The sequence below is a fragment of the Mesorhizobium sp. L2C084A000 genome (assembly GCF_000502875.1).
In the GTDB taxonomy this organism is placed as follows: domain Bacteria; phylum Pseudomonadota; class Alphaproteobacteria; order Rhizobiales; family Rhizobiaceae; genus Mesorhizobium.
In genome coordinates this window covers 241,812-254,621 of record NZ_AYWX01000002.1, presented here as the reverse complement: position 1 = coordinate 254,621, position 12,810 = coordinate 241,812, and the positions used below count along the sequence as shown (strand labels likewise).

Annotated in this window: 8 protein-coding genes and 1 pseudogene; 5 read left to right on the top strand and 4 right to left on the bottom strand. The window is 57.8% G+C overall.

The features are described 5' to 3' along the window. Window positions 1–203: 203 nt before the first annotated feature. The gene (locus X735_RS160050) at window positions 204–1,358 is read left to right on the top strand and encodes a RelA/SpoT domain-containing protein (protein ID WP_245273101.1); all 1,155 of its coding nucleotides are present in this window, start codon (window positions 204–206) and stop codon (window positions 1,356–1,358) included. Window positions 1,359–1,451: 93 nt separating this feature from the next. On the opposite strand, the pseudogene X735_RS1000000169645 reads toward X735_RS160050, so the two are convergent. Together X735_RS1000000169645 and X735_RS160055 are read right to left on the bottom strand one after the other, a co-directional pair. Then, a pseudogene (locus X735_RS1000000169645) lies at window positions 1,452–1,619 on the bottom strand (IS1595 family transposase); the annotation flags it as partial. A 158-nt stretch (window positions 1,620–1,777) separates the two neighbouring features. Beyond that, on the bottom strand, window positions 1,778–4,684 hold the full coding sequence (locus X735_RS160055; protein WP_023809568.1) for a glycosyltransferase: 2,907 nt from the start codon (window positions 4,682–4,684) through the stop codon (window positions 1,778–1,780). 904 nt (window positions 4,685–5,588) lie between these two features. Between X735_RS160055 and X735_RS160060 the strand changes: the two genes are divergently transcribed. The 4 genes from X735_RS160060 to X735_RS160075 are packed head-to-tail and all read left to right on the top strand — an operon-like array spanning window position 5,589 to window position 10,531. After that, the gene (locus tag X735_RS160060; protein ID WP_031212622.1) at window positions 5,589–6,263 is read left to right on the top strand and encodes a hypothetical protein; all 675 of its coding nucleotides are present in this window, start codon (window positions 5,589–5,591) and stop codon (window positions 6,261–6,263) included. A gap of 7 nt (window positions 6,264–6,270) precedes the next feature. Beyond that, window positions 6,271–8,949 (top strand): OmpA family protein, encoded by a 2,679-nt coding sequence (locus X735_RS160065; protein WP_023809565.1) that lies wholly within the window; start codon window positions 6,271–6,273, stop codon window positions 8,947–8,949. A 13-nt stretch (window positions 8,950–8,962) separates the two neighbouring features. Beyond that, window positions 8,963–9,457 carry a Rab family GTPase gene (locus X735_RS160070; RefSeq protein ID WP_023809564.1) on the top strand — a complete coding sequence of 165 codons (495 nt, stop codon included), beginning with the start codon at window positions 8,963–8,965 and terminating at the stop codon, window positions 9,455–9,457. Window positions 9,458–9,460: 3 nt separating this feature from the next. Further along, window positions 9,461–10,531 carry an adenylate/guanylate cyclase domain-containing protein gene (locus X735_RS160075; protein ID WP_023809563.1) on the top strand — a complete coding sequence of 357 codons (1,071 nt, stop codon included), beginning with the start codon at window positions 9,461–9,463 and terminating at the stop codon, window positions 10,529–10,531. Window positions 10,532–10,836: 305 nt separating this feature from the next. Here X735_RS160075 and X735_RS160080 read toward each other — a convergent pair whose 3' ends face one another. Beyond that, entirely contained in the window at window positions 10,837–12,216 is a 1,380-nt protein-coding gene (locus tag X735_RS160080) for a hypothetical protein (RefSeq protein ID WP_031212620.1), read from the bottom strand. After that, entirely contained in the window at window positions 12,216–12,740 is a 525-nt protein-coding gene (locus tag X735_RS160085; protein WP_023809560.1) for a GNAT family N-acetyltransferase, read from the bottom strand. The genes X735_RS160080 and X735_RS160085 overlap by 1 nt, the downstream gene beginning before the upstream one ends. Between the last annotated feature and the right edge of the window lie 70 nt (window positions 12,741–12,810).

The following is a 12,810-nucleotide window of genomic DNA, read 5'->3' as shown; positions in this document are numbered from 1 at the left end:
AGGTATCTTTCAGGAGGCAATTGCTATGTTGTCGGCGTCGCCCTTAAAGCACTGAAAAGAACTATAAGCTGGCTGACCGTGACGGCATCTACGTCCGCGTCATGTCCAGGGGCGCGATCTAGGCAGATACGGCCGAGACGATCGCTCGCGGAGATCCGATGTCGCGCGCTATGGTACTTCGCTTACCCAAACGGATATGACTCTTGGGATCTGATTCCCCTGCGATAGTCCGGCCAGTCCAGAATGAGGCGGGCTATCTTGATTTCTTGGCTCCAATGACTGAGTACCCGCGCCTTGCCTACAGCATGAAAGCCGTTCGCAAGGCAGGCGACCGGCTGGCAAAACCTATTCAGTTCGGACGAGACATCACTGTCGGCCAGTATGTGGACGCACTCGAAATCTTCTCAATCGCCAATAGCTGGCGCGACTCGCACTTTCTGCCGATGCGCAGCGTTCGGTTCTCTGTCGGTCATCACATAAGAGCCCTGCGACTGGAGGGCGACATGGCATCCCGGCCGAAGCGCATGGCATCCATTCGTCGGAAGCTTCGAGAGTCCACCACCAATTTGGACACCATGAACGACATCGGCGGTTGCCGAGCGATCATGGCCGATATCAAAGGTGTTCGCTCGCTTCTCGCATCGATGCGAGACAAGTTCCCCCATGAGATCCACTCTAGGGAGTTTAACTATATCGATGAGCCGAAGCCGGACGGGTATCGAAGTCACCATATTGTTTTCAAATACCGACCCAGAGATGCCGACACCGAGGCTTTCGACGGACGACGCATCGAGTTGCAAGTTCGTACCAAGCTTCAGCACTCATGGGCAACTGCGGTTGAGGCTGTCGGGCTATTCCGGGGCCAGGATTTGAAGCACGGAGAGGGCGACCAGGATTGGCTTCGCCTTTTCCAGCTTATGTCGGCGGAATTCGCGCACGTTGAGCAGTGCCCCGTTCATGTAAGTGTTCCGGATCACAATGACCGGGTTCGAGAATTGCAGGATCTCAACAAGCGTATAGATGCGATCGGCATACTAGAAAAAATCAATAATACTACTCACTGCCCAGAAAACTTCGTACATAAAGCAGCCAAAACTCGATACTATTTGCTTCAATATGGAAAAGATCATAAATTGTCCATCGAGCCGTTCTGGGCGCTTATATTAGGTGCGCGAAAACTGAAAGAGATCGAGCAAAAAATCGAGCTAAGGGGCAGTGAGGTGAAGGCTGTCTTGGTCGAGGTAGATAAGAAAGAAAAGCTTGTGGAAATGTATCCGAATTACTTCGGAGACGTTTACTTATTTGCTCGTAATCTGAAATCCATCTGCACGGGAAAAGCGGCTATCGAATACAGTTAGCCTGCACAGGTGGTAGCTCCGAACCCTACGAAAGGCCCTATTATGGTTCGGCTTAAGCGCCGTCGCTCGCTTCCGTGTGAAGTAACCCGAGGCGAGGCGCTTGCCGACGATACCATCGAGGCTGCGACCGGCCCGTGCATCGTCGTTCATGCCAGGGGCTACGCGTGAATTATGGCGGAAGTCATATTCGGAGAGGTCGCGGTGCAGATGCTTTTTTGCGCAAGGCTGATAGGTGCCACGCATGCCGCGCTTGAAGATGCTGATGCGCCGGGTATTTTGGCAGTGTTTACTCAGCCGCCGGGGCAGGTCATTCCGATCTCGGGGTGACATCGGGCGATCGCAGCAGTCTGGCGAGTGCGGAGCGTTTCGTCGATCTTGCGCACGTGAGCGGGACCGATGACCGTGACAAAGTTCACCGTTTAATCGAGCATGGCCTCGACGGTGGCGACAAAGTCGTCGAGCGAGCGATCCCCGCGAATCTCGATGCGTGGAAGATCGATGGGATCGCAATTAAGGTCCGCCGGCCCGTGTCTGCTGCCGAAGCCGATCCGATAGCCGGACTCCTTGGCCAGTCTGCCGAGCCGTCGGTCGGTGACAGAGAAGGGTGCCGCGAACGCCGAGGTTGGCCGACCGGTCCAACGTTCGATGAACATACGAGAGCGCAGCAGTTCGGCGGCCAAGTCAGAGCTCGACAGACCATCGATCGCGCGATGCGTCGCGAGATGGCTTCCGAAGAACGCACCTTCGGCGGCGAGCCGCCGCACCGTCCCGGCATCCATAAGCTGCGTCGGCGGACCGTTTTCGGCATCCCACTGCGCGCTTTCACCCACCAGGTCAGTCACCAGGAACACTTCCGCGGTCAGGTCGTTCGCGCGCAAGGTTGGCCAGGCTTGGTCGGCAAAATTCTGGAAACCGTCATCGAAGGTGATGAGCACTGGGCGGCCAGCGAAAGGCTGACGGTTGGCGATGGACCGTTCCAGTTGCTCGGACGTGGTCGCGTGAAAGCCATTGGCGCGCAGCCATGCCATCTGGCTGGCGAATGCGGCGGGCGTTAGCCGAAAACGGGCGAGGGCAGCCGGACCTTCTTCGGCGACGCTGTGGTACATGAGGACAGGGATACGTGGCCGCCGCTCGCTGCGCGCGACGTCGCGGCGCAAGGCCCGCGCCCCGCCCCAGACGATATTTCGGGCGACCCCGAGTCCGATGGGCGCGCGGATCGGCGCATGATCAATCCTCGGTTCCGTCACTACATCGTGCGGTGACAGGCGGCGGAAGCGGTCTATGCGATAGAGCTTGGTCTGGATCGACTGCTCGAGGACGAGACCTTCGGTCGCTGCGAGCGCCTCTGAGATCGCTTGTGCCCCGAATGTGTTCCAGTCGAACCCCGTCCTTTCAACATTGTCACGCAGCACGAATGCGTGGGCGCTGATGAAACTGCCGCCAGGCGCCAACGCCTCTGCGAATTTTTTGGCAATGCGCCGCAACTCGGCGAGATCATCCAGATAGTAGAGCACTTCCGAACAGAAGATCAGATCCATTTCACCCGGCAGCGTGTCTGCGGAGAAATCCAGTACGCCGAATTCGACGTTCGGCTGATCGCTGCATCGCGCGCGGGCCCGTCCCACGGCTATGGCGGAGATGTCGGTTGCGGTCAGATGGCCCACTCGCGGCGCCAGCTGCCGCGTGAAGTGGCCCTCCGCGCAGGCGAGCTCAAGTGCCCGTCCGATGGGACCCGCAGGCAGAATCTCGAGTTGCCGCTCATATTTTTCCTGCTCATAGGACGAACTGTAGTTCCAGGGATCCTCGGTCGTGAAATAGCCATTCCAGAACAACGTGCGATTCTCGTCGTGCCTGGGCCGTGCACGGCGCGGCGCGGCAGAAGGCTCCGCAGGTTCGGCGCTCGACCGGACCAACTCCCGCGCTTGCGCAGCCAATCTCGCGAGTTTGCCGAAATGGCTGTCCGGATCAGGCTCGCGTTCGGCTGTGCCTGACAATGCCCGGGCTGGAAGCGTGTTCGGAGTGTTGGCGCCAGCCTCCTTTTGCGGTGCGAAATTCCGGATCAGTTCAATCCAATGATCCCTTGTCACTGTCCCGAGCACGCCGAATTGTACGACGGCCTCGATGTGGCCATCCATCATCAGGTAGGCATAGATTTGGTCGATTCCTTCCGGCAGTTCGGTCGAGGTCGGATTTCGAGCGTCGACGCGGATTCCAAGTGTTCGCGCCAGCCTGCGCGGCGCGCCAAGATCGTCGGCGTCGAGAAGCATTTGCTCAAGCTGATACTGGATGCGGCGAGCCGCTGCGGGATTGTCCCAGACCTTGCCGAGTTCGGTAATCAACTCGGTGATGGCGCGGCCGAACCTTCCCCACCTGGCAGCCAGTTGCGCCGGCACAGACAGGCTTCCCACCGCAAGGCCGTTGATGGCTACCTTGGCGATCTCACTCGCCCACTTGCGTCCGGCCGGAAGCGCGCGCAGGGACTGCGGGTTGATCGAGCCCGAGCCGCCGCCGCAATCCGACGCGGCGTTCCAAAATGCGAACCACGCGAGTGCTTCGGAAGCGGTGCGGCCATCCGCCGAGTTCGCTCCGTTGGCGTGGATAGTCACCGGGTGTTTGACTCTGGAGTCGGCAGAGAAGCCACGGGCGATGACGATTTCCGCGTCGGCCAGCATCTGAGATGAATTGCGGGTGAGCGAGTTGGGGCTAGCCCGGTAGAAGGCGAGCGGCTCGTCGACCATTACCCAATTTCTGCCGAGACGGGCGAGGCGCTGCCACAGATCCCAGTCCTCGCATGTGCGCAGCGACACATCGAAACCGCCCAACTCGACGATTGTCTCCCGGTCGAGCAGCAGCGCGTGGGTGGCGATGGCACACCGGCGGGCAAATGTTTCAAAGGGCTGGATCGCAACCTCTGACGAGATGCTCAACCAGATAAGTTCGCCATCGGGCATCACGCATTGGGAGCCGCAATAGGCGGCCACTGAATCGGGCGCAGCCTCCAGTGCGGCTAGCATTTTCGCGAGGAAGCTGGCGTCTACCCAATCGTGCGCATCCAGAAACATGAGCCAGTGGCCGCGCGCCGTCGAAATCCCGCTATTGCGCGCGCCGGCGGGGCCACGGGCGCAAGAATTCAACGTCCGAAATCGGGAATCTTGTTCCACATAACTGGCAATGATCGCGGGGGTGCGGTCCGTGGAGGCGTCGTCGACGATGATCGCCTCCCAATCCACGATTTCCTGATCGAGAAGGCAATTGAGTGCGCGCGCCAGCGTCACCTCTGCGTTGTGCGCAGGAACCACGATTGAAACCAATGGATTATGCGCCATGCCGTCTTACCCAAGCCTGGTTCGAAGGTACAAGAGCCCCGAGACATAGCCGGCGGTTTCCCGCCAAAGGAAACGGTCACCGAGGATGCTGCGTCCAAACAGTCTCCCGTAAACTCTTCCGAGCCGTCGCGCCGCCATTTGGCTGCAGTGCGAGCTTGCTCCTGTCGTGCTAGCGACATTAGAAGCCTGGCGCAGCATTTCATCCGTGCCGCCGAGATCGGACGCCGGCTGTCGCAGATGCACGTCAAAACCAAGCATGCCGCATACTCATGTCGATCCCTGAAATCGGCACCATGACCACAAGCTGCGGTCCCTGGCACCTGGCTATGGCAAACTGCCGTCCTTTGCAATCGACGACGCAGCAATGCAAGCCCACTGAAGCTTTGGTTGAATGACTGCCAGCTATTGGGACCTATTGCTCTCTCCTATCGACCGAAACACCTCGATTCCGGGCTGCATTCTTGATCGGCGATTCCTCGTGTAAGAAGAAGATTCTCCTTCTACTGTTGAGATCGCGCCGGAAGCTGATGGTGGCAGTATATAGCGGAGCGAGAGCCAATATGCTGCTCACTGGAACAGCTATTTTAGCAATTTCTAATGAAAACTCATTACTTACGTCTGTCTAAATAGATATACATAATGCCATTGTATCACTCGGCTTCATAGTAGATTTCGCTCGATAACCAATTAGATTAAACGGCTATGGTTGCTATCACAGAGAGGGGCGAGAGCAACACCTAGCGGTACTGGTGCTTTTTCGGCCGGTCCAAGACGTGTAAAAAGAGCACGCAAATTGGCTTTCGCCAAGAAGATTCCGGCTTGCAGGTCGCGGATTTTGCTGGCATCTTCACCTGTTTATGGGTCTCTGCACTGTGGCAGGTGGTTCAAATAGAGGGGTATAAGGATGGCCAAGGAATCTTCGAGTACTTCGAGTGCCGTTTCCTCCGCAAACAAGGCGGACGCAAATTTGATCGGTAATGCAGACGGAAGCGGGCTGAACTTCATGGCGGCCCAGGTTCGCGAAAACGGGGGCGCCGGCGACGCCGTAGGTGTCGACAAGATACGCGATCTGCTGTTCGGCAACCAGATGCAGGACTATGACCGCCGTTTTTCCAAGCTTGAAGAACGGGTGTTGCAGCGCTTCAAGGATGTCGAATCCGAAGCCAAGCGCAATCTTGAGATGTACGAGTCAAATGCAAAGAAGCAGATCGATTCGCTCGCGGCGCAATTGCGGAACGAAAAAGACTCACGAGCCGATGCCGACAAGGAGATTGACCGGAATCTTCGCGAGCAAAACCAGGCACTTGAAAAGCAGGTGCGTGCGTTGTCGGATCAATTGAGCGCGCTTGAGCGGGACGTTTCGGACCGGATAAATCGAAACGATCATTTGTTGCGTGAGGAAATTAAGCAGAAGAATGAAGGCGTTCAGATGCTGATAGAGAAAATGTTTGCCGATCTCAGCAACGTTAAGACCGACCGAAATCTTTTGGCTGGCCTGTTTGTAGAGGTTGCGAAATGTCTGAATCAGGATCCCGTCGGCAGCAAGGGCAACTCGGATCGTAGCTGGAAAGTGAGTTGATGGGACCTTGACGTCAACCGTCGACCCAATCAGTCTTCCACAAAGAACAGCCTCGAACGATACAGAAATTGATCGCGAGGCTCTGGCTCGTCTTTTGGTCGAAATTGCCCGGAACGTTGATCCGGACTATCGTGCGCGTTTCGACGGAGTTCCAACCGCCGATCCTCGCATGGAAACGCTGCGCCAGTTGCTGGTCAGCCGCGAAATTTCGGAGCTTTCACGAGTTACGCATCTGCTGGACGAACCCGAGCAGCTTGCGGCAGCGGTGGGCGATGTTCTTCCCACTGCGGTCGCGCGAGCGACTCATGCGCAGCTCGGCGAGGCGCTTGCGCCAGCTGTCGAACGGGCTGTGCAACGGTCAATCCAGAAGAGCCCGCGCACGCTGACGGATATATTATACCCGGTGTTTCTGCCGGCAATCCGCAAGTCGATCGGGGAAAAGATCGACCAGACATTTCAGTCACTGAATGAAACTTTAAGACATATATTTACCTGGCATGGGCTCAAGTGGAGATTTGAAGCTTGGAGGACAGGTGCGAGCTTCTCGGAAGTTGTCCTAAAGCATTCTCTTATCTATCGTGTAGAGCATGCCTTTCTCATTAATCGTAATTCCGGGCTTTTGATAGCGCATGTAGCTGCCGACAATGCGACGAGCGAAGATCCCCAGCTGATTTCGTCGATGCTTAGTGCAATTCAAGATTTTGTGAAAGATTCATTCAACGAGAGAGAGCAGAGCGGCCTGGACACTATCCGTTTTGGCGACCTTCGTCTCTGGTCGGAAGTTGGACCGTTTGCGACCCTGGTTTCGGTGATCCGGGGAAATCCGCCAGAGGAATTGCATGAAATAGTTCGCGATGTATTGCTTCGCATCCATGAGGAATGCTCACAGGCTTTAGTAGAGTTTGACGGCGACAGTTCGCAGTTGGCCGGGGTAGAGGCGCAATTGCGGACCTGCGTGGAGCAGAAGCAGGAGGAATCAAACGAGGGATTTCCGTGGCTGGTGGCCGCCGTGGCCCTGCTGTTTTTGATTCTGGCAGGCGGTTGGTTCTTTCTTTCCTGGCAATCCGGGCAGCGCTGGCAGGCTTATGTGTCGCGCTGGCAGGCCTACGTGTCGCGACTGGAGGCCCAGCCGGGCATCATCGTTGCCGAACAACAGGCGCGCGACGGCCAATTCTATATTGCCGGCCTAAGAGACCCGCTTGCCGCCGACCCACAGTCGCTGTTGTCTGGAACGCAGGTCGATCCCGCCCGGGTTCATTCGCAGTGGCAATTCTATCAGAGCCTTCAACCGGAGTTCGTGCTGAAGCGGCTGAAGGCGTCGCTGGCTCCGCCGGATTCAGTACGACTATCAATCGACAATGAGCGCATCGTTGCCGAGGGTGAGGCTCCCGACACCTGGATAGATCGGGCGCGTGCAGCGGCCCGACAGCTTTCGGCAGGCGGACCGGAATTCGACATCTCCAAGGTTCGTGACGTAAGCCCCGAAGTACTCGAGGCGAAGCGCTGGCAGGCCTACGTGTCGCGACTGGAGGCCCAGCCGGGCATCATCGTTGCACAACAAAAAATACGCGATGGCCGATTCTATATTGCCGGCCTGAGAGACCCGCTTGCCGACGACCCGCAGTCGCTGTTGTCTGGAACGCAGGTCGATCCCGCCCGGGTTCATTCACAATGGCAATTTTATCAGAGCCTTGAGCCGGAGTTCGTGTTGAAACGGCTGACGGCGTCGCTGTATCCACCGGATACAGTACGACTTTCGATCGTCAATAATCGCATCATTGCCGAGGGCGAGGCTCCCGACACCTGGATAGATCGGGCGCGCGCAGCGGCCCGACAGCTTTCGGCAGGTGGACCGGAATTCGACATTTCCAAGGTTCGTGATGTGAGCCCCGAAGCACGCGCGGCGGAGCACTGGCAGTATTATGTGTCGCGACTTGAGGCCCAACCGGGAATTGTCGTCGCCCAACAATCGACCAGGGGTGGACATTTCTATATTTCCGGCCTGCGAGACCCGCTTGCCGCCGACCCGCAAGCTCTGCTGTCCGGAACGGAGGTCGATCCTGCCCGCGTTCATTCACAGTGGCAATTCTACCAGAGCCTTGATCCGAAGTTTGTGGTGAAGCGGCTGACGGCGTCGCTGACGCCGCCGAAATCGGTCCGACTTTCGATCATCCAGGGTCGCATCGTTGTCGTGGGCGAGGCTCCTGCCGCCTGGATCGACCGGGCGCAGGCCGCCGCTGAACAACTTTCGGCGGACGGAGTGGTTCTGGATGTCTCGCAACTGCGTGAGCTGGACCTTGCAGAGCTCAATCATTTGAGAGAGTCTATCCAGACGACCGACATTTTCTTCTCTTCCGGCAAAGTTGTGCCGGGACCAGAGCAGACGCCGGTTCTCGACAGATTGGCGGATCAAATAAAGGAATTCGCCCAAAATGCCCGCAAGTCAGGCGTAACTGCGCGGTTCATGTTGACCGGCCATTCGGACACCACGGGCCGTGAGACGGCCAACGCGTCGATCAGCGCCGCCCGTGCCGAGACAGTTCGTGCGCTTCTCAACAAGCGCGGCGTCGCCCCGGAACTGCTGCTGGTTCGGGGCGCGGGCACCTTTGAACCGGCGGTGCCTGAAAATAGTCAGGCTGGTAGCTCCACCAATCGCCGGGTTTCCGTTACGGTAAACTTGGACTAGGTGGGAGCCCAAGATGTTGCAAAAAAAGATCTGTATGTTGGGCGGGTTCTCTGTTGGAAAGACGAGCCTGGTTCGCAGGTTTGTGAAAAGCATCTTTTCAGAGACCTACTTGACCACGGTGGGAGTGAAAATCGACAAAAAGAGTGTCGCACTCCCGGACAAAACAGTGGATCTGATTTTATGGGATTTGGCCGGCGAAGATGATATCGGCTCATTCCGCGTCAGCCATGTGCGAGGTGCGACAGGCCTCGTGCTTGTCGTCGATGGAACCCGCGCCGCTACCCTTACCGCTGCACTCACGCTGCGCGAGCGGGTCGAGGCTGAATTCGGTGCTATGCCGTTCGTACTGCTTTTCAACAAATCAGATCTGGCCGATCGGTGGGTAATACCAGATAGAGAAATTGACGAACTGAGGCAACGCGGATGGCAAGTCTATCTGACAAGTGCGCTCTCGGGTGAGCATGTCGATGATGCGTTTCTTAAACTCGCTTCGATGGTCACCAAATAGACCATGCAAAGATTGCCAAGAGAGGTCGGAAGCTGGATTTACGATTTCTTCTACAACGAGCGTGCTATTGCGTATGTGAAAATTGACGCCCAGCTGCGGACAGCGGCGAAGGGCGGTAACGTTGAACATTACGGGCTCTCATGCCTTCGCATCGGTAAGCCTGTAGCCGACCAGCTTGAATTCATGGAAGGTTTGCTGCCTTGCCCGGAGCTTCCATTTCATATGCCTATGGTCGAACTGCCCAGCGGGCGTGTCGCGGACCTTCATCTTTTTGCTGATGATGACTGCGTGTGGCTGCTCTTTCTTGATGCCACTGCCGAACGCGACAACAAGCAGCGGCTTCAACAGAAGGCTTATGAAATGACTCTTCTGCAAGAGAGGGAGCGCCAACTCAACGAGAAGTTACATTCGGCCAATGAGGCGTTGAGGAAGAGTCAGGAGGGATTGTCGCGTGAATACCAGCGCGCGGAATCCCTGCTCCTCAACATTCTTCCGGCGTCGATCGCGGAGCGGTTGAAAGCGCAAAAGAAAATTGCCGACAACCACGCGGAGGTGAGTGTGCTTTTTGCCGACATCGTCGGTTTTACCGAAAGAGCGCGCAGCGTCGGAGCGGTGACTACGCTCGCTATCTTGAATTACTTCTTCAAGGCGGCGGATAGGCTCTCGGAACGACACGGCTGCGAAAAGATCAAGACTATCGGCGATTGTGTCATGGTGGTCGCTGGCCTGCCCACCGCGCGATCCGATCATGCACGAGCCCTCACGCACTATGCAGTTGAACTGCGCAAGGCGGTCAAGCGCGAACTCTTCGCAGGAGAACCGATAAGGCTGAGAATTGGAATTCACTCGGGACCGATCGTCGCTGGCGTCATAGGCAAAAGGCGGTTCGCCTATGACCTGTGGGGCGAGACCGTTAATCTCGCCTCACGTATTCAAACGTCCGCGGAGCCCGGTGAAATCCGTATCTCCGATGCAACGCGCCAACTGCTTGGGCCAAAATTTGCTTGCGACCCACTTGAGGAAACGGAATTGCGTGGTGCAGGTCGTGTACGAATGTGGCGGCTCCCAGCCTGATTTCCGGTTGACGATCCTGGAGCGCACTGCATCTCAAGCCGCAAATGATCAACGCAAAGATTTGACCCAACTAGTGACCCTCATTGGGCGACTTGGGGCTGGCTCGCAACGACAGTTACGGCCATCTGGGCCGTTTTCCCCACGCGTGGCGGCATGGCAGGAACTGCTCGCGTCAATCCTGACTATTCGCTGGAATACCGTCGCAAAGTCTTGCCTTACAAGAACCCTGCCGATATCGAACTCACGGTCGACGGGCTCCGCAAGGCCGGAATAGTGCAATGACAAATGAGGGCATGCGGCCCGGATCAGACGCCAAAGGCTCGGCCTATCTTGCGCCATCGGGCGTTTTCACGAACCAGTTTCAGGTCGTCGGTCGTCTCGGCAAAGGTGTGCGAACGGTAGTGCCCGAGCAGGTCAGGAAACAGCCTCCCTGCCGGCAGGCCGGCAACCTGTTCGCGGACCGACATTTTTTCATCGATGACCCGGGTGCCCCAGGCATTTTCCCGAACCTGCAACTCGGCAGCCAGACCGCGCTCTTCCGGCGCGGTTTCATCCAGCGCGGCCAGCAGGATCGAATGGAAAAGCGCTACATAACCGATCTGCCTCAGGCCGCCCACGACCCGCACGCGCGGCAATATGGCAAGAACGAGGAACGTCAGGAACAAGTTCGGCAGCAGCACGCCGTCCAGCAGCGCCTGCTTGAGATGCGCCCGCTCGAACGGGATGGAAAGACCATTCGGCCTTTCAGGCTCGATCAGGTGCCCGTTCTCGAGGACGAGCTTGCGCACGCGCTCCTCGCGAATGCCCCAGAAATAGGCCGTGGCATTGGGCAGGAATCTGCCAAATGGGCTCGATTCGGTCTCTTGCAGGGTACGTTCGAGACGCTGACGCCTTGCGGGCTCAAGGAGCAGCTTGGAAAGAAGGCTGCTGTCATGGTCCAGATGCCGCGCCACGACGGAAGCCGCGAGCCGGTCATCGATGAACACCGGCCGAGCCATGCCGGAACGATCCCAATCGGCGACCAGATCCTCGTTGAGTTCTGTCAGTGCATCGGCGGCGGTTCCAAACACCTTGTCCTGGCTGGCGAGCAGTGTGCCCAGCCAGCGGCTGGCATCCGTTTCGTCGCCCACCGCTTCGAGCGCCCGCTTGTTGAGGGTGACCGGGCCGGCCGCGCAGGCGCTTTTGCGGCATAGTTTGTGGCGCCCCATGCCAAACAAGTTGACCTTGTCGTCGCCGACATCGAGCCATCCCGGCCCCTCCCGGCCAATTGTCTCCATGGTCATCGTCGTTCCCATGAAGCCGACGAAGGCCGACAGCCCGTTTTCGACCGCGCCGAGCCAGGCAAACAGGAGGGCATCGAAGGTGATCCGGTCCATCAGAAGCAGGCAGTGGAGGCCGGACTGAATCACCGGTCTGTGGTCGAATTCTTCAAGGGCCTTGCCGACCTCTTCAGGCTGCATGATCAAATCAAGGCGCTGATGCAGTATATCAAGCAGGATCGAACGGGCAGCGATCGCCGGACTCGATGCAGGCCTTGCCACCGGCCGCCACAGATGGCGGGCGTATTCGGAAACCGGTGCATTCCAGTTCTGCTCGATGTCACGCACGACTTCCGGGCAGAGCAGTGATAGCACTGCCAGAACATCCACCGGAGCCTTAAGGGTCGGATCAAAGTCCGTGGTCATCAGAACCGCAGCCGGGCCATGCTCAGAAGGTCGTGATACCGCCCTTCGGTAAAGCCGGCCTTCACATGCCGGCCTTCGACCTCGAAGCCGTGGCTTGTGTAGAGGCGGATGGCCGGTTCATTGTCGGCATAGACGGTCAATTCGACTCGCTTCAGGGCGCGCCAGTTGTCGGCCACGTCAAGCAGCGCGCCAAGTATGGCAGAGCCGATACCCTTGCCGACAAAGCCATCGTCAAGGCCGATATTGATCTCACCGATGTGCGAACGGCGCGGCGAACCCTGCACGACCAGGCTGCCATGGCCGACGACCTTGCCGTCCAGCTCGGCAACGATCCAGGTGGTTTCCTGGCCGGACTTGGCGATACGCCGTTCTACCTGCTCCACCATCTCGAATGGCATCCTGAGCGTGCCCCAGCGGAAGCCCGGCATGTTGAAGATGGCGCAAAGCGCCTCCGCATCGCTTGGCCGAATGGCCCGGAGTTGCGGCTGGATTTTCTTTGGGAATGGCGAGGTCGTGCTGGTCATGGCTTTCCCGGCAAAGGCAATGGGCCCGGCACGATGCACCGGACATCATCTGAAAATCCAGCCATCTCAT

Excerpts from the sequence above, each read along its gene's own strand:
- X735_RS160080 (WP_031212620.1), bottom strand. The coding sequence starts at position 12,216 with ATGACCACGGACTTTGATCCGACCCTTAAGGCTCCGGTGGATGTTCTG.
- X735_RS160070 (WP_023809564.1), top strand. The coding sequence starts at position 8,963 with ATGTTGCAAAAAAAGATCTGTATGTTGGGCGGGTTCTCTGTTGGAAAG.
- X735_RS160085 (WP_023809560.1), bottom strand. The coding sequence starts at position 12,740 with ATGACCAGCACGACCTCGCCATTCCCAAAGAAAATCCAGCCGCAACTC.
- X735_RS160075 (WP_023809563.1), top strand. The coding sequence starts at position 9,461 with ATGCAAAGATTGCCAAGAGAGGTCGGAAGCTGGATTTACGATTTCTTC.
- X735_RS160060 (WP_031212622.1), top strand. The coding sequence starts at position 5,589 with ATGGCCAAGGAATCTTCGAGTACTTCGAGTGCCGTTTCCTCCGCAAAC.
- X735_RS160055 (WP_023809568.1), bottom strand. The coding sequence starts at position 4,684 with ATGGCGCATAATCCATTGGTTTCAATCGTGGTTCCTGCGCACAACGCA.